The organism is Flavobacterium sp. B114r (genome assembly GCF_056824125.1).
The window spans coordinates 5,129,214-5,147,133 of record NZ_CP124858.1 but is presented as its reverse complement, the minus strand read 5'-3'; the positions used below and the strand labels follow the sequence as shown (position 1 = coordinate 5,147,133).

The following is a 17,920-nucleotide window of genomic DNA, read 5'->3' as shown; positions in this document are numbered from 1 at the left end:
ATAACACTTCATTTATGTATTGTTAATTTTAAAGATTTAATTAAAATAAGTGGCTTTTATTATTTTAAATGAATTTTTTGCTATTGAAAAACTTATTAACGAAAACGTTTGAATTTAACAAATTTTATTAATTAATGATAAACATCGCCTAGAAAGTGGTGAATGTTTGCTAATTTTACACTTTAATACTTAAATAATGCCAAAAACAATAAAAAAAGTTGGGGTTCTGACATCGGGAGGAGACTCACCTGGAATGAATGCCGCAATACGATCAGTTGTTCGAACATGTGCTTATCATAATATAGAATGCATAGGAATTTATAGAGGGTATCAGGGAATGATCGAAGGAGATTTCAAAGAAATGGGACCCCGAAGCGTAAATAATATTGTAAACAAAGGTGGAACGATCCTGAAATCAGCTCGTTCAGTTGAGTTTAGAACCCCGGAAGGTAGAAAAAAAGCGCACGAGAATCTTGTGAAAGCCGGAGTAGATGCTTTGGTCGTAATAGGAGGTGACGGAAGTTTTACCGGAGGATTAATTTTTAATTCAGAATATGGTTTTCCAGTAATGGGAATCCCGGGTACAATCGATAATGATATTTTTGGTACAAGTCATACTTTAGGTTATGATACAGCCTTGAATACAGTGGTAGATTGTATCGATAAAATTAGAGATACCGCAAGTTCACACAACCGTCTGTTTTTTGTAGAGGTTATGGGTAGAGATGCCGGACACATTGCTCTTAATGCTGGTATTGGTGCAGGTGCAGAGGAAATTCTTATTCCTGAAGAAGATTTAGGTCTCGAGAGATTACTTGATTCACTTCAAAAAAGTAAAGCTTCAGGAAAATCATCAAGTATAGTTGTTATTGCTGAGGGAGATAAAATTGGTAAAAATGTATTCGAATTAAAAGATTACGTTGAGGCTAATTTACCTGAGTATGATGTTAGGGTATCTGTTTTAGGACACATGCAGCGTGGTGGTTCTCCATCTTGTTTCGATCGTGTTCTGGCAAGCCGTTTAGGTGTAAAAGCAGTAGAATCTTTAATAGAAGGTAAGTCAAATTATATGGTAGGTCTTCAGGCAGATAAAGTTGCCCTGACACCTCTTGAACAAGCTATCAAAGGAAAGTCTGAAATTGATAGAGAATTGTTGAGAGTATCTGATATCATGTCAACATAAAATAAAAGTTTAAAAAGGAAAGAAGTTTATTGTGAGGAAATTAGACTTTAAAGTAGTGTAATAAAAACAAAAGCAAAAATTAAGAAAAATGTCAAAAGTAAAATTAGGAATAAACGGATTTGGACGTATCGGAAGAATCGTTTTTAGAGAAACTTTCAATAGAGATAATGTAGAAGTAGTAGCAATCAACGACTTATTAGATGTTGATCACCTAGCTTATTTATTAAAATATGATTCAGTTCACGGTCGTTTCAACGGAACTGTAGAAGTAAAAGAAGGAAAACTTTTCGTAAACGGAAGAAATATCCGTATTACTGCAGAAAGAAATCCAGCTGACTTAAAATGGAACGAAGTTGATGTTGATGTAGTTGCAGAATGTACTGGTATCTTCACAACTATCGAAACTGCAAATGAGCACATTAAAGGTGGTGCTAAAAAAGTAATTATTTCTGCTCCGTCTGCAGATGCTCCAATGTTTGTAATGGGTGTAAACCACGAAAGCGCAAAAGCAACTGATCTTGTTGTTTCTAATGCTTCATGTACTACAAACTGTTTAGCTCCTTTAGCTAAAGTTATTCACGATAATTTCGAAATTGTTGAAGGTTTAATGACAACTGTTCACGCAACAACTTCAACTCAAATGACAGCTGATGGTCCTTCTAGAAAAGACTGGAGAGGTGGACGTGCTGCTAGCATCAACATCATCCCATCTTCTACAGGAGCTGCAAAAGCGGTTGGAAAAGTAATTCCTGCTTTGAATGGAAAATTAACTGGAATGTCTTTCCGTGTTCCTACTGCTGACGTTTCTGTAGTAGATTTAACTGTAAAAGTAGCTAAAGAAACTTCTTACGAAGAAATTATGGCTGTTTTAAAGAAAGCTTCTGAAAATGAATTAAAAGGTATTTTAGGATATACTGAAGATGCAGTAGTATCTCAGGATTTTATCTCTGATAAAAGAACTTCAATCGTTGATGCTACAGCAGGTATCGGTTTAAATTCAACTTTCTTCAAATTAGTATCTTGGTACGATAATGAATACGGGTACTCTAGTAAATTAATTGATTTATCTGTACATATCGCAGGTTTAAAATAATATTATATATTTTTGTAAAGTCCCGTTATCTCAAAGTAACGGGATTTTTCATATTTTGTTACTTCTTTAATTAATGTAAAAAACACACTTTTTATTTAGCTAAAGAAAACCTAATCCAAAAACTAAATAAAATGAAATTAATAGTTGATAGTGGATCTACTAAAGCCGATTGGATTGCAATTGATGATAATGGAAAAGTATTATTCACCACACAAACTTTAGGGTTAAATCCTGAAATTCTTGACGGTCCTGAAATTATCGAAAGATTAAATGACCGTTTCGATATATTACAAAATAAAAAAAATGCCACACATTTGTTCTTTTACGGAGCAGGTTGTGGAACTGACAGAATGAAAACAGAACTTTCGCAAATATTCCAGGAATATTTCGTGAATGCTATTGTAGAAGTTCATGAAGATACTTATGCAGCAGTTTATGCCACTACTCCAAAAGGAGAAGCAGCAATTGTGAGTATCTTGGGTACAGGTTCTAATTGCAGTTATTTTGATGGAAAAGTATTGCATCAAAAAGTACAATCATTAGGGTATATTGCTATGGATGATTGTAGTGGAAATGTTTTTGGAAAAGAATTAATAAGAAAATATTATTTCAATAAAATGCCTAAAGAATTGGCGGTTGAATTTGAAAAAGAGTATGATTTAGATCCTGATTATATCAAGAATAAATTATACAAAGAGCCAAATCCAAATGCTTATTTAGCAACCTTTGCAAAGTTTTTAATCAAACATAAAGACACAGAGTTTTGTAGAAAAATTATTTTCAAAGGAATGAAATCTTTCGTAAAAAACTACATCAAACAATATGATAACTGCAAAGAAGTTCCAGTTCATTTTGTAGGTTCAATTGCTTTTTATCTGAAAGACGAATTACAGGAAATATTTGATAAATATGAGCTTCAATTAGGAAATGTTTTAAGAAGACCTATTGATGGTTTAATAGCTTATCATGTTGCTAATCAATAATAAAAGTAAAATATGGAAATTGCTATTATAGCTCACGATGGTAAGAAAGCAGATATGGTTCAGTTTTTGAATAAAAACAAAACTCTTCTTCTTCAGGAAAATATTAAGCTGATCGCAACAGGAACTACCGGAAGTAAAGCTGTAAACGCTGGATTTAAGGTAAAAAGAATGCTTTCAGGACCAATGGGAGGTGATGCGCAAATTGCTGCGCGTGTAGCCGAAGGTAAAACAGAGATGGTATTCTTTTTTAAAGACCCTCTGGCGAGCCATGCCCATGAAGTCGATATTAATATGCTTATTCGTGTTTGCGATGTACATAATGTACCATTAGCTACAAATGAAGCTTCTGCCCAGTTGTTACTAAATGCTGTCGCTTTGCAATTATAGAATTTACATTATTTAAATATATTCAAAAACCGTTTCGTTACTGAAACGGTTTTTTTTATGCCTTAAATTCGCCATAATAATAGTATTGCTGTTTTTTATTGTGGTTTATTTAAATATTTGATATTCATGGTCTTATTGTGAGTTTGTTCGCTTTTTAGACGTAAATTTGGTACTATATTTATTGTTAAATCATGAAAAGAAAGACGTTAATTGCGATAATTGCCCATGATAATAAGAAAGCAGATATGATTCATTTTTTAATAAAAAACGAAGTTACACTGCAACACGATAAAATAAAACTTATTGCAACAGGATTACTGGGAAGAAATGCGGAGAAATCAGGATTTAAGGTAAAAAAGATGCTTCCTTGTTCGATGGGCGGAGATGCTCAGATTGCTTCCAGAGTAGCAGAAGGCAAAATTAAAATCGTTTTCTTTTTTAAAGACCCACTGACAAACCATGCTCATGAAGTAGATATAAATATGCTGCTCTGGGTTTGCGATGTACATAATGTGCCGCTGGCAACAAACGAAGCAACGGCACAATTGTTATTAAATGCTATTGCACTGCAATTATAGAAATTTCTACATTTACATTTTTAGGCAAGCAGGCTACTTGAACCGTTTCACGTGCAGGAGCCGTTTTTTCGTCAAAATAAGAACCATATATGGCGTTTATAGCAGCAAAATTATTCATATCCATAATGAAGATAGTTGCTTTAACAACGTTCTCGAAAGTCATATTTGCAGCTTCCAGAATCGCAGCAATATTTTGCATTACCTGTGTTGTTTCATCATTGATATTATCAGTAATAATTTCTCCTGAGGCAGGATTTATTGCAATCTGACCAGAAGCATAAAGTGTATTTCCTGATAAAACAGCTTGGTTGTATGGGCCAATTGGTGCTGGAGCTTTGTCTGTAAAAATGATTTTTTTCATAATAATAGTTTTAAAATTCTCAAATAAAGAATTGTGATTTAAAATAATGAAATTAAGATTAAATCTCTAAACTTAATTTTTTTGATAATCGAATACAAGAATAGTGTATGTTTAAAAGAGAGATATTAGCGATTAGACGTACTGCGTTTATTCCATTTAATATCACTAAGCATTCCCGATTTGATTCCGATAAAGAAATTCCAGTTGGCGTTTACACCCAGAGGACTCCAGTTAAAAGCCATTCTCCAGCTTAATAAATCTCGCTCAAAACGAAATTGGGTAAAAGTAACACCCTTTTGTACTAAATCATAACCAGTTGAAATTCCGCCCTTCCATTTTGGGGTAATATCCATATTGGCAGATATCATAATAGAGTTTCCTGTGATTTTATTTTCCCTGTTTACATTTGAATACGTTAAGGAATACGCCATTGTCATATCCCAAGGAATCTTAGAGTTAAAAAACTCCGTTATAACATCTGTATCATCATCCTTTTCATTTGCAAACTGGCTGTTTCGACTGTCATTCAAGTCCGTATTTGTTCCAAACAAATCATCCTTTCGACCACCATTCCGCTCACTTTGTTTGTTATCCTGATCTTTTCCGGTTCCCTTATTCGAGAAAGAATAATTTAAAGTCACGTTTGCACTAGTCATTCTGAACAAACTTCCGCCATTATCGATGTTGTAAGTACTAATTCTTTTTCCGCCATTATCTATAGCGTAAGGATCCAGTGTTGCCCCAAAATTGACATTCATTTTATTATCAAAAAACTGAGTTCCACCGCTTACAAGAACAGGTTGCCAGGCTAAAGTTTCTTTTCCGTCAGCATTAAAATTATAACTTGTACTGAAGTTTAAATTGTTCAACAGCATAATTTTCTTAGGTTCCGTCTTTGTGCTGTCTCTGTCTCTTACTTTTGCCTCAAACGTGTTGCTTAAAGCAAATGATACAATGTTTGAGTTGCTTTTACCCGGAGCTCCAAAAATACCACCATCGAATCTTGAATATGTAGAGATTTTTCCTGAAGCATCAACAGTATAATTGTTGTAATACTGGTCGAAACTTGGTGTGTAAGCATAAGTTACAGTCGGACGCATGACGTGACGAATAGACTGAATTCTTTTATCTTCTCCAAAATTGAAAGTACCGTAAATTGTAGTTCCCAGGTTGGTGCTGAAATTATAAGTTCTGTAGGCATCAAATCCATTAACAACATTGTCTACGACTTTACCCTGAGAATTGTCGTAATTTTTATCAATAGTTTTGGTTACCCATGTTTCCTGATAGTTAGTCGATGCTCCTGCACTAAAATATTTAAATACTTTAAAGTTTGTACTAATCGGAATACTGTGTTGCATTCCTATTTGAGCATCTCTGAACATTTGTGGTTTGAAAAACAATGAATCTGTTGTTTTAAAATTGTTTTTACCACTTAAGTTATATTGTAAGTTGATGTTTTTTATAAATCCTTTTTTAACACCGTCTTTTCCAACAAACGGATATACACGATCAACACTTGCTTGTAAAGCCGGTAATGTCATCAGGATCTCTTCTGTTTGAGTGTTTTGTTGGTGCGTTGCCGTTAATGAGATACGGGCTTGCGGTATTGTATTAAAAGTTTTATTATAGGAAATAGATGAACTTAAAGTATTATTTAGATTAGACCCAATGTTCGCCTGATTAATAGATCGCTTAAAATATTTACTACTACCCATATTCACAGAAGCAGAAAAACTTGAATTAGGATTCGACTTAGTGTCTTTAGAATGTGACCACTGGATATTATAAATAGATTGTTTGCTGTAATCAGGATAACCACGCTCACTGTTGATCAAATTTTCAAAACGAACGTTTATATTTCCTCTGTATTTATATCTTTCTGCATATGCGGATTCAAAGCGCATGGCATAACTACCATTCGTATAATAATCTCCCAGAACAGTTAAATCGTAATTCTCGCTCAAAGCAAAATAATACCCCATATTCTGCAATGAAAAACCTCTCGTGTTAGAGTCATTATAACTAGGTATGATAATACCGGAAACACTTTTTTCCTGACTCATTGGAAAATAGGCAAAAGGCAGGGCAAGAGGAGTTGGTACATCTGCAATAACCATGTTGGTTAAACCTGTGATTACTTTTTTACCCGGAATAAATTTTACTTTGCTCGTCTGGAAATAATATTCAGGATTGTCAATATCCTTTGAAGTTGTAAAACGCGCCCCTTTTAGAAAATAAACAGAGTCATTTTCCTTTTTCGTTATCGCAGCCTTTATTTTAAATTCTCCCTGTTCAGTCCTTGAATTATAAATTAAAGCTTTTTTTGTTTTAAAATTAAATCGGATAGAATCAGGCTGAACTTCACTCGCGCCTTGTTTAAAATTTGGATATTGCGTCAAAACTCCGGCAGAATCTTTTATACGTCCGGCATAAACTTCATCTTTTTCCAGATTTAAAACGATAATTCCAGATTTTAATTCGACATCTTTGTAGTATAATTCTGCTTCGTTGTATAAAGTAAGCGTCTTAGCCTTCTTATCATACTTGGCATAATCCTTTGCTTTGTACTTGGTAACAGCATCAAGAAAGTTCTTTTTAGTTTTTACCGTATCCAATTTTATGGTGTCAACGACAATTGGCGGAGCAACATCTGTAACAACAGTTTTGGGTTTATCTGTTTGTTTTACAGCTGGTAATGCTTTTTTTTTGTTTTTTATCTCTTGCGAATATAAATTACCACATCCTAATGTTAGGAAAAATGATAATAAAACGATATTAAATAAGTTTGTATGCAAAGGTTTAAATGCTATTTTTGTAAAATTATGGCTTGTTTTTTGACATGTCAAACTTACATATAATTTTTTGTCAAAAATAATCAATTGTAAAAATTATAGCAGTTACGTTTTATTAAAATTAACTTTTAGATTTATGAATATATTTAACAAAATTAAAGTAATATTTACTTTTTTTCTAATGATATCGTCTTTTTGTGCATTCAGCCAATCAAATGTTTTTAAGGTAACACTTGATGCCGGGCATGGAGATCATGACTTTGGCGCTGTTTATAGCGGACGGATCGAAAAAAATATTGCTTTGGCTATTGTTCTAAAAGTGGGAAAGATTTTAGAGTCGACCCCAAATGTTAATGTTATTTATACCCGCAAAACCGATGTTTTTATCGATTTGGTCGAAAGAGCGAATATTGCCAACAGAGCCAATTCTAATATTTTTGTTTCTATTCACTGTAATGCAAATAAAAATACTGCTGCTGACGGAACTGAGACTTATGTAATGGGTTTAAGTAAAGTGGCATCGAATCTTGAAGCGGCGAAAAAAGAGAACTCCGTAATTACCCTTGAGAAAGATTATAAACGTAAATATGAAGGTTACGATCCTAATTCGCCTGAATCTATGATTGGAATTACTATGATGCAAGAAGAATATTTAGACAATAGTATTTCTTTAGCAAGTAAAATCGAAGATAATTTTGAAAAACTGGGAAAAAAATTAAGACAAGGCGGAGTGAAACAAGCGCCATTTATGGTACTTCATAAAGCTTATATGCCAAGAGTTTTAGTAGAAACCGGATTTATTTCTAATCCTACAGAAGGAAATATTCTAAATTCAGAAGAAGGACAAAATGATATTGCAAAAGCCGTTGCCGAAGCAATTATTAGTTATAAAAGAGAGTACTTTGGTAACGGATCTAACGAATCTATAGATGCGAGACCGGTAAAAGATACTTCGACCCCCGTAAAAAATAAAATTGTCGAAAGTGCTGCAGTTGCCAAGAATGCCCCAAAAGGAGTTTTCTTTAAAGTACAGCTTATTGCCAGCATTAAAAAAACACCACTGGAACCTAAAAACTTCAAAGGCCTGAAAAATGTAACAATGTTGTATGAAAACAATATTTATAAATATTTCTATCAGGAAACTTCGGATTATGCAACTGCCAAAAAATATTTGGAAGAAGCTAAAGATAAAGGATATGGAGCTGCTTTTTTAATTGCAAATAAAGACGGAGAAAAAATCAGTATTCAAGAGGCGATTAAATAATAGCCTTTTGTTCGAATATTTATATTAATTTTGTACAAAACACTAAGAATTTTGAAACTAACAAGAGAAATTAAAACGGCTATTTTAGTCATCGCGTCGATTTTATTATTTATTTGGGGCTATAGTTTTTTAAAAGGCAAAGACCTTTTTACAAATTACCAGACATTATATGTAGAATATGATAATGTTGAAGATTTGTCAGCATCAGCACCCGTTACTATAAATGGTCTTACAATAGGTAAAGTAAGTAAAATCAAAATCAATGAAGTAACCGGTAAGTTATTAGTTGAACTTCAGTTAAAAACAGATTTTCCAATTTCTAAAACAAGTAAAGCAGCTTTATATTCTCCAAGTTTAATTGGCGGAAAACAAATAAAGATTATGCCTAATCTTGCGGATAAAGATCCTGCTGTAGATGGTCAGACACTTGAGTCTGTTGTTGAGCTTGGCTTAACAGAATCGTTAGGAGGTAAAATTGAGCCTATTCAGCAAAAATTAGATTTAATGCTGCTTAATATCAATACACTTGTTTCCGGATTAAATAATGTTCTGGATAAAAAAGGACAAGAAGACCTGAAAAAATCATTAGGAGAATTAAGTCAGACTATGGAGCAGTTTCACAGAGCTTCCGGAACTCTTAATTCTATCTTGGATACAAATAAAGGTCAGATTAATGGAGTAGTGACAAACTTTAATAAAATGTCAAGTAACTTCAATAAGATATCTGATTCTTTAAGCAAAGCCGATTTAGGAAAAACAGTTAGAAACCTAAACCAGACTTTAGCTAAAGTAGATGGTATTATGAGTAACTTAAACTCAGGAAAAGGTACTGCAGGTAAATTATTAAATGATGATGCTTTGTATAATAATCTTGCTAAAACTTCAAAAGAGTTAGAGCTGTTATTGCAAGACGTTCGTTTGTACCCAACTCGTTACGTAAATGTTTCTCTTTTTGGAAAGAAAAATAAGCCATATGTGGCACCGGCAGAAGAAGCAGATTCAACTACTAAAAAATAATTAGATGAGTTATTTAGATAATATTTTATTCGCTATCCTCCTTATAATTGGTTTCGGTTTTTTTGCATCGAGCGTAAAAAAAATCATCCGAAACATCAATTTAGGAGTAGATGTAAATCGAAAAGATAATTCTAAAGCACGTTGGAAAAACATGGCTTTGATTGCTCTTGGGCAGTCAAAAATGGTGAGACGCCCTGTAGCCGGAATACTTCATATTTTTGTATACGTAGGTTTTATAATCATTAATATCGAGTTAATCGAAATTATTATTGATGGATTATTTGGAACCCATAGAATTTTTGCTCCTTATTTAGGAGTCGTTTATGATATTTTGATTGCTTCTTTTGAGATATTGGCACTACTTGTAATTTTTGCTGTTGTAGTTTTCTGGATCAGAAGAAATGTGATCAGGTTAAAACGTTTTATTAATCCTGATTTAAACGGATTTCCTAAAAGTGATGCCAATTACATTCTGTACTTCGAAACAGTTTTGATGCTTTTGTTTTTATTGATGAATGCTTCAGATTTACATCTGCAAAATGTTCCCGGAGGATTTTCGCATTTTCATAAAGCAGGAAGTTTTCCAATAAGTCAATTTATTGCACCAATGTTTAACGGATTGTCAAATGAATTGGTTGGATTGTTGTTTGAGGTTTTTTGGTGGTTGCATATTGCAGGTATTTTAGTTTTTATGAACTATTTGTACTTCTCAAAACACTTGCACATTCTTTTGGCTTTTCCAAATACCTATTTTGCAAACTTAAATCCGGAAGGACAGTTTGATAATTTAGCATCGGTTACAAAAGAAGTAAAATTAATGATGGATCCAAATGCCGATCCGTTTGCTGCTGCTCCGGCAGATGAAAATGCTGTGCCAAGTAAATTTGGAGCCAGTGATGTTCAGGATTTAAACTGGGTTCAGCTATTAAACGCTTATACTTGTACAGAATGTGGTCGTTGTACATCGTCATGTCCTGCCAATCAAACCGGTAAAAAATTGTCTCCTCGTAAAATTATGATGGATACAAGAGATCGTTTACAAGAAGTAGGAAAGAATATAGATGCTAATAAAGGTGTTTTTGTTCCGGATAACAAAACATTATTAAACGATTATATTACTCCCGAAGAATTGTGGGCTTGTACATCATGTAATGCATGTGTAGAAGAATGTCCCGTAAATATTAGCCCGTTGTCTATTATTATGGATATGCGCCGTTATCTGGTTATGGAACAAAGTGCTGCTCCAATGCCGTTAAATGCGATGATGACGAATATCGAAAACAATGGAGCGCCTTGGCAATACAATCAGCAGGACAGATTGAATTGGAAAAATGAGAATTAAAATAGTTTAAAAAGTTATTTATTTAACCGTTTATTCGATTGTAAAAAATAAAAAGTTCGGTTTTTAATGTTATGGAAAAGGTTTTTCAAGAGAGCGATTAACCAAATGAACAATTAACCGATTTAATAATAAAGAGACATGTCAGAAAGTTTAGTAGTACCAACAATGGCAGAAATGCTGGCCGAAGGAAAACAACCAGAAGTTTTGTTTTGGGTAGGTTGTGCGGGAAGTTTTGATGATAGAGCAAAAAAAATTACAAAAGCATTTGTGCGAATTTTAAATCGCGCAAATGTTTCTTTTGCAGTTCTTGGTACAGAAGAGAGTTGTACCGGAGATCCTGCAAAACGTGCCGGAAATGAATTTTTGTTTCAGATGCAGGCCATGATGAATATCGAGGTTTTGAATGCTTATGAAGCTAAAAAAATTGTTACGGCTTGTCCGCATTGTTTTAATACTTTAAAAAATGAATATCCTGAATTAGGTGGTCAGTATGAGGTAGTTCATCATACAGAGTTTTTAAAGTCATTACTGGATGATGGAAGATTAACCATCGAAGGTGGTCAGTTTAAAGGAAAACGTATTACTTTTCATGATCCTTGTTATTTAGGAAGAGCCAATAAGATTTATGAAGCGCCAAGAGATTTAATCGAAAAACTGGATGTTGAATTAGTCGAAATGAAACGCTCAAAAGCAAACGGACTTTGTTGTGGAGCCGGTGGAGCGCAAATGTTTAAAGATGCTGAACCAGGAAACAAAGAAGTAAACGTATTACGTACAGAAGACGCTCTTGAAGTACAACCGGATATTATTGCAGCAGGTTGTCCGTTCTGTAATACAATGTTAACAGATGGTATCAAGCACCAGGAGAAAGAAGGGCAAGTGAAAGTGATGGACATTGCTGAGTTAATTGCTAATGCGCAAGATTTATAAAAGGTTCTAAGTTACTAAGATGCTAAGGTTTTAAGTTTTGAAACCTGAAACCTGAAACAAGAAAAACAAACAAGAAAAACAAAAGTAAAAATGTATATACCTTTTGAAGATTTACCAGGTGAGTCCAAAATTTGGATTTATCAATCAAACAGAAAATTTTCTGAGGAAGAATTTTCTGAAATAGAAACTGACCTGAAAGCTTTTGTTGAAGGTTGGGCAGCTCACGGAACAAGTTTAGAAGCTTCGTATGAACTGAAATACAACCGATTCATTATTTTGGCTGTCAATCAGGATGTGCAGGCGGCTACAGGATGTTCTATTGATAGCTCAGTAGAATTTATCCAGAGTTTAGAGAAAAAGTACAACGTTGATTTGTTAGATAAAATGAACGTGACTTTTAAACTAGGTGAACATATCGCACACAAACCTTTAATTGATTTCAAGAAAATGGTTAAAGATAAATCAGTATCTGAGAATACGATTGTTTTTAATAATCTGGTGAACAATATCGAAGAATACAATGAGTCTTGGGAAGTTCCTGCTGCCGATAGTTGGCATAGCAGGTTTTTCTAAGAGGAATTTATATAATATAGAAAAGGCATGATTGCCGCCATCACAACAAACCCGACAGGTTTTTAAAACCTGTCGGGTTTCGTGCGTTTTGTGTAGAAACCTTTGTCAAAGTTTAAAACCAAGAGCGTAAGGAGCTTTGTCGAAAGCTTATGTTTAAAGCGGATCTGTGTGTTTTTTGTCATTTCGACGGAAGAGTCCCGAGCGATAGCGAACAGACGCAGTAAATCACATCCAATATTCGACAAAGATTGATCTTTCTGTACGGAGTTTCTAGTGTGATTTGTCCTTCGTCGAAATGAAAGATTGTGGTTGTTTTACGCGAAATACGTATTAATCTTTGCAAAAAAAGTTTAAAATTCCTTACGTTCTTGGTTTTAAACTCTGACAAAGGAAGATCGTAACAAACCCGACAGGTTTTTAAAACCTGTCGGGTTTAGGATTGAAGTTCTTATGAAAACTAGAGTTCTTATCTAGCCCCGATGGAAGTGATATCCTTTTTCTTGCTGCTGCCAGCAAGGAAAAGATATAGCGGACAGCGGGACATAAGGTTCTTTTGGAAATTAATTTTTCTGCTCCTGAAAATAAGCATGAATATGAGTTTTGAGTTTGGTTAAAATATTGAGCCTTTTATTTGGTTTTCGATGAATTAGAAATTAAGTAATCTGATGTCTAAGATAGTCTAAGATTCTAAGTTAGTCTAATAATCTAATACTCTGATAAATCTAATCTTCACAAAAATCTAACAATCTAAAACTTCGATTAAAAGCTATTTTTGAGTACTTTCGTAGTATTAAATTTAATACATGAAAATAGCAATAGTTTGTTATCCGACATTTGGTGGTAGTGGTGTAGTTGCTACAGAACTAGGCCTTGAATTAGCCAGACGCGGACACGAAATCCATTTTATTACTTATAGTCAGCCGGTTAGGCTGGCACTTTTGAATCCTAATGTTCATTATCACGAAGTAAACGTTCCTGAATATCCTCTTTTTCATTATCAGCCTTACGAGTTGGCTTTGTCAAGCAAATTGGTAGATATGGTAAAATTGTATAAAATTGAGGTTTTGCACGTGCATTATGCTATTCCGCATGCGTATGCCGGTTATATGGCGAAGCAAATGCTGAAGAACGAGGGAATTAATCTTCCAATGATTACAACGCTTCACGGAACGGATATTACATTGGTAGGAAATCATCCTTTTTATAAACCTGCAGTGACTTTTAGTATCAATAAATCAGATTATGTGACCTCTGTTTCCCAGAGTTTGAAAGACGATACCTTGAAGTTGTTTAAGATCAAAAATAAAATACGCGTAATCCCGAATTTTATTGAGTTGGATAAAATGGCAAAAGATCCTCAGGCACCTTGTCATCGTTATGTGATGGCGAAGGAAAATGAACGTATCATTACCCACATCAGTAACTTTAGAAAAGTAAAACGTATTCCGGATATTATTAAGATTTTTTATAATATCCAGAAAGAGATTCCGTCTAAACTTATGATGGTTGGGGATGGTCCTGAAAAAGAGAAAGCAGAAGTTCTTTGTATGGAACTGGGAATTTATGATAAAGTAATTTTCTTTGGAAACAGTAATGAAATTGATAAGATTTTATGCATGACCGATTTGTTTTTACTTCCGTCAGAAACTGAAAGTTTTGGTTTGGCGGCTTTAGAAGCAATGGCTTGCGGAGTTCCTGTTATTTCGAGTAATTCCGGAGGTTTGCCGGAAGTTAATTTCGATGGCTTTTCAGGTTATTTGAGTGATGTTGGTAACGTGGATGAAATGGCTGCAAATGCAATTAAAATCCTTAAAGATGATGCAGTCTTAAATCAGTTTAAAGAAAATGCATTAGAGGTTGCTAAAAAATTCGACATCAAAAACATATTGCCTAAATACGAAGCTTTGTATCAAAGAGCTATCGATGATTATAAAAGCTAGATTATTAAAATAAATACAAATGAAAAAAGTACTTACGGTTTTATTGGTTTTTGTTTTGATGTCGTGTGGAGTAAAAAAAACATCAGATTCGGGTTCGAAAGCTTTATATGAAGTTTTAACGGAACAATCTGACGGTGGCGGAAATATCAAGTTTTTTGAAATTTTGACTGAACCAAACGAAATCAAAATGTTAGAAACTGATCCTCATCTGGCCGAAAAAATGAAACATGATGACATTAGCAATTCGAACTATGTTGTTTTGAATATGGGGGAAAAGAATACCGGAGGTTACTCGATTGAGGTTGAAAAAGTAGAGGAAACAGATAAAAATATTATCATTACAGTAAAAGAACTAAATCCTGCTCCGGATGCTATGGTTATGCAGGTAATAACATATCCTTATACGGTAGTAAAAATACATTCTAAAAAAGAGATTATCATTAAATAAGCACTTTTTTTAGGTTAGATTGAGAATTTAACCGCAAAGTGCGCTAAGATTTTTATAATAATACACTTAGAAAACACAAAGTTCGCAAAGCTGTTTCGACACAAAGCTTTGCGCACTTTACTTTTTATAAAATCGAGCATATAAAAAACTTTGCGCACTTTGCGTTAAAATGCATTCTTAATCAATACTTCGATTTCTCTCAAGATTGAAAACAAAAAAGAAATCCTGTCGCTTAAAAACGACAGGATTTCTTTTTATAATTATTTTTTATTTAGAATCTGAATTTAACACCCAATCCTACATCGAATCCAAAGTTGTCATCATCATAATATCCTGATCCAATTTCCGGTCTTGCATCTAGTGATAATGTAATAGGAGCTTCGCTAAATCTATATTCTATACCAATATCTCCGGCTGCGAATACATAAGTTCCGCTGTCATTATATTTAAAATTGTTGTTATAATAATCGTGATCCCAAGCAGCGATACCACCACCAACACCAGCATACCAGTTAAATCCGCCATCGATGTTCCAAACCCATTGGTAAAGAGCAACACCTTTAATCGCGTCAACATCACTGCTGTTTCTCCAGCCTAAATCAAATTCCAGTCTGTTTTTTTGGCTTAATCCTAATTGATATGATATCTCTCCCCCAAATCCGTTATTGTCTCCCAGACGAATCCCTAAAGCGTGTTTCGAAATTTCTTGCGATTGAGCCGTAAACGCTAGACCTAATAGCATAAGGGCAGATAAAATGATTCTTTTCATAAAAATGGTTATTAATTTTTTTCAAATGTACTGTGTCGTATAATTTTCAAACGTATACTATTTTTGAAAATTGTTATATAATTCACATTTTTGAAACTAACCAGGAGTATAGGAAGTAGCTTTTTATCTGTAATGCAGTTTTAATTTTAGATGTTGTTTTTTAATATAGAAGAAATTAACTGAGAACTTAAAATATCCTCCATTTCAAAAAGGTTTTCTTCTTCAGTAAAGTTACTTTCAGCGTAAGAGTATAATTTCCATCGTTTTTTATGGTATTCCAGTGCTGTCAGGTTTTCTACCCAATCGCCGGAATTTAGATATAAAGTAGAGCCGTGTTTGTTCTCTTTTGTTACAATTTTTGGTTCATGTATATGTCCGCAAATCACATAATCGTATTTTTTCTCGATGGCTAAATCTGTGGCAGTAGTTTCAAAGTCTGATATAAATTTGACTGCTTTTTTAACGCTTGCTTTAATCTTTTTAGAAAAAGAATAAGGTTCACGCCCAATTTTTGCCAAACACCAGTTCGCAAATCGATTGCTTAAAATTAAGTAATCGTAACCCAATCCGCCCAATTTTGCAATCCATTTAGAGTGCTGTACAGACGCGTCGAATACATCTCCGTGAAAAATCCAGGCTTTTTTATCGTCTAATTCCAAAACTAATTTATCGACCAAAGCAAAATTTCCCATGTTCATGTCGCTAAATTTTCGAAGAATTTCATCGTGATTTCCAGTGATATAATACACTTTTGTACCCTTGGAAGCCATACCAATTATTCTTTGAATGACCCTTAAATGTGCTTTTGGGAAGTATGATTTTCTAAATTGCCAGGCATCAATAATATCCCCGTTCAGGACTAATGTTTTGGGTTTAATGCTTGATAGATAGTTATTTAGTTCTTTAGCGTGACTTCCGTAAGTTCCCAAATGGACATCTGAGAGAATGACCAGTTCGACATTTCGTTTTTTCAATTTTTCTTTTTTTGAAGTTTAACAAATAAAAGAAACTCTGGCGAGCTATATTTTATCAAAAGGTTACCAATTTGGCGACAATTTTATTAAATTGTAATTTTTAAACTACTTAACCTTTACTTAATAATACTAATTTTAAATTTTTTAATTTAATTCATAAAACTTACATTTGCTCAAAACAAATTACAATGGCAGGAAATAGCTACGGCACCCTATATAAGGTTACAACATTTGGAGAATCTCATGGTGAAGCTTTGGGCGGAATTATCGATGGTTGTCCATCAGGAATTGAAATTGATTTAGAAGCAATTGAAGTTGAAATGTCCCGAAGAAAACCAGGACAATCAGCAATTGTAACACAAAGAAAAGAACCGGATGCAGTTCAGTTTTTATCCGGAATTTTTGAAGGTAAAACTACTGGAACGCCAATAGGTTTTATTATCCCGAACACCAATCAGAAATCTGATGATTACTCTCATATAAAAGATAATTACAGACCAAGTCATGCTGATTATGTGTACGACCAAAAATATGGTTTTCGTGATTATCGCGGTGGCGGAAGAAGCTCAGCGAGAGAAACAGCAAGCAGAGTAGTAGCCGGTGCAATTGCAAAGCAAATGTTACCTGAAATTAAAATCAATGCTTATGTTTCATCTGTAGGGCCAATTCATTTAGATACGCCATATCAGGATTTGGATTTTTCTAAAATAGAAAGTAATCCTGTTCGTTGTCCTGATGAAAAATCAGCAGCCATTATGGAGGAATACATTCGTGATATCCGTAAACAGGGAGATACTGTTGGTGGAATAGTTTCATGCGTGATTCAAAATGTTCCGGTTGGTTTAGGCGAACCTGTTTTTGATAAATTACATGCTGAGCTGGGAAAAGCAATGCTTTCTATAAATGCTGTAAAAGGTTTTGAATACGGAAGCGGATTTTCTGGTTCTGAAATGAAAGGAAGTGAACATAATGATTTATACAATCCTGACGGAACTACAAAAACAAATCTTTCCGGAGGAATTCAGGGAGGAATCAGTAACGGTATGGATATCTACTTTAGAGTAGCTTTTAAACCTGTTGCGACTATTATGCAAACTCAGGATTCATTAGATAATAAAGGTAATATCACACCAATGACCGGAAAAGGCCGTCATGATCCGTGTGTTGTTCCGCGTGCAGTGCCTATTGTAGAGGCAATGGCCGCAATTGTTTTGGCTGATTTTTATTTGATCAACAAAACATATTAATAAAAATTAAGACAGTGAGGGTCTTGGTATTTTAAT

17 protein-coding genes are annotated in these 17,920 nt (G+C 33.9%); 13 read left to right on the top strand and 4 right to left on the bottom strand.

Annotated elements, in window-relative coordinates; all coding sequences use genetic code 11:
• Positions 1-196 precede the first annotated feature (196 nt).
• The 5 genes from pfkA (at position 197) to QLQ94_RS21435 (ending at position 4,224) form a co-directional block, all read left to right on the top strand.
• Positions 197-1,183, top strand: a complete 987-nt coding sequence (gene pfkA / locus QLQ94_RS21455; protein ID WP_271336017.1) for a 6-phosphofructokinase — start codon at positions 197-199, stop codon at positions 1,181-1,183.
• Positions 1,184-1,271: 88 nt separating this feature from the next.
• Entirely contained in the window at positions 1,272-2,276 is a 1,005-nt protein-coding gene (gene gap, locus QLQ94_RS21450; protein WP_271336018.1) for a type I glyceraldehyde-3-phosphate dehydrogenase, read from the top strand.
• 131 nt (positions 2,277-2,407) lie between these two features.
• The gene (locus QLQ94_RS21445; protein WP_271336019.1) at positions 2,408-3,259 is read left to right on the top strand and encodes an N-acetylglucosamine kinase; all 852 of its coding nucleotides are present in this window, start codon (positions 2,408-2,410) and stop codon (positions 3,257-3,259) included.
• 12 nt (positions 3,260-3,271) lie between these two features.
• A complete protein-coding gene (locus QLQ94_RS21440; RefSeq protein ID WP_271336020.1) occupies positions 3,272-3,646 on the top strand; it encodes a methylglyoxal synthase in 375 nt (124 codons plus the stop codon).
• A gap of 191 nt (positions 3,647-3,837) precedes the next feature.
• Positions 3,838-4,224, top strand: a complete 387-nt coding sequence (locus tag QLQ94_RS21435) for a methylglyoxal synthase (RefSeq protein WP_271336021.1) — start codon at positions 3,838-3,840, stop codon at positions 4,222-4,224.
• Here the strand turns inward: QLQ94_RS21435 and QLQ94_RS21430 are convergent.
• Complete coding sequence (locus QLQ94_RS21430; RefSeq protein ID WP_271336022.1) at positions 4,205-4,585, bottom strand: RidA family protein; 381 nt, start codon at positions 4,583-4,585, stop codon at positions 4,205-4,207. The genes QLQ94_RS21435 and QLQ94_RS21430 overlap by 20 nt on opposite strands.
• A gap of 125 nt (positions 4,586-4,710) precedes the next feature.
• Positions 4,711-7,467, bottom strand: a complete 2,757-nt coding sequence (locus tag QLQ94_RS21425; RefSeq protein ID WP_271336023.1) for a putative LPS assembly protein LptD — start codon at positions 7,465-7,467, stop codon at positions 4,711-4,713.
• Positions 7,468-7,516: 49 nt separating this feature from the next.
• Between QLQ94_RS21425 and QLQ94_RS21420 the strand changes: the two genes are divergently transcribed.
• From QLQ94_RS21420 to QLQ94_RS21390, 7 genes are all read left to right on the top strand, one after another.
• Entirely contained in the window at positions 7,517-8,644 is a 1,128-nt protein-coding gene (locus tag QLQ94_RS21420; RefSeq protein WP_271336024.1) for an N-acetylmuramoyl-L-alanine amidase family protein, read from the top strand.
• A 51-nt stretch (positions 8,645-8,695) separates the two neighbouring features.
• Complete coding sequence (locus QLQ94_RS21415; protein WP_271336025.1) at positions 8,696-9,661, top strand: MlaD family protein; 966 nt, start codon at positions 8,696-8,698, stop codon at positions 9,659-9,661.
• Positions 9,662-9,665: 4 nt separating this feature from the next.
• Positions 9,666-11,003: a 4Fe-4S dicluster domain-containing protein gene (locus QLQ94_RS21410; protein WP_271336026.1), complete on the top strand. Its 1,338-nt coding sequence runs from the start codon at positions 9,666-9,668 to the stop codon at positions 11,001-11,003.
• Between the two features lie 138 nt (positions 11,004-11,141).
• On the top strand, positions 11,142-11,933 hold the full coding sequence (locus QLQ94_RS21405) for a (Fe-S)-binding protein (RefSeq protein ID WP_427402736.1): 792 nt from the start codon (positions 11,142-11,144) through the stop codon (positions 11,931-11,933).
• A 90-nt stretch (positions 11,934-12,023) separates the two neighbouring features.
• On the top strand, positions 12,024-12,506 hold the full coding sequence (locus tag QLQ94_RS21400) for an ABC transporter ATPase (RefSeq protein WP_083692817.1): 483 nt from the start codon (positions 12,024-12,026) through the stop codon (positions 12,504-12,506).
• Positions 12,507-13,309: 803 nt separating this feature from the next.
• A complete protein-coding gene (gene bshA, locus QLQ94_RS21395; RefSeq protein WP_271336029.1) occupies positions 13,310-14,446 on the top strand; it encodes an N-acetyl-alpha-D-glucosaminyl L-malate synthase BshA in 1,137 nt (378 codons plus the stop codon).
• Positions 14,447-14,465: 19 nt separating this feature from the next.
• Positions 14,466-14,894, top strand: a complete 429-nt coding sequence (locus QLQ94_RS21390; protein ID WP_427402734.1) for a protease complex subunit PrcB family protein — start codon at positions 14,466-14,468, stop codon at positions 14,892-14,894.
• Positions 14,895-15,165: 271 nt separating this feature from the next.
• On the opposite strand, the gene QLQ94_RS21385 is transcribed toward QLQ94_RS21390, so the two are convergent.
• Together QLQ94_RS21385 and QLQ94_RS21380 are read right to left on the bottom strand one after the other, a co-directional pair.
• On the bottom strand, positions 15,166-15,663 hold the full coding sequence (locus tag QLQ94_RS21385; protein ID WP_482498478.1) for a hypothetical protein: 498 nt from the start codon (positions 15,661-15,663) through the stop codon (positions 15,166-15,168).
• A 146-nt stretch (positions 15,664-15,809) separates the two neighbouring features.
• Positions 15,810-16,637, bottom strand: coding sequence for a UDP-2,3-diacylglucosamine diphosphatase (locus QLQ94_RS21380; protein ID WP_271336032.1), 828 nt, complete (start codon positions 16,635-16,637; stop codon positions 15,810-15,812).
• A 188-nt stretch (positions 16,638-16,825) separates the two neighbouring features.
• Here QLQ94_RS21380 and aroC point away from each other — a divergent pair, with 188 nt between their 5' ends.
• Positions 16,826-17,884 (top strand): chorismate synthase, encoded by a 1,059-nt coding sequence (gene aroC / locus QLQ94_RS21375; RefSeq protein ID WP_271336033.1) that lies wholly within the window; start codon positions 16,826-16,828, stop codon positions 17,882-17,884.
• Positions 17,885-17,920 lie beyond the last annotated feature (36 nt).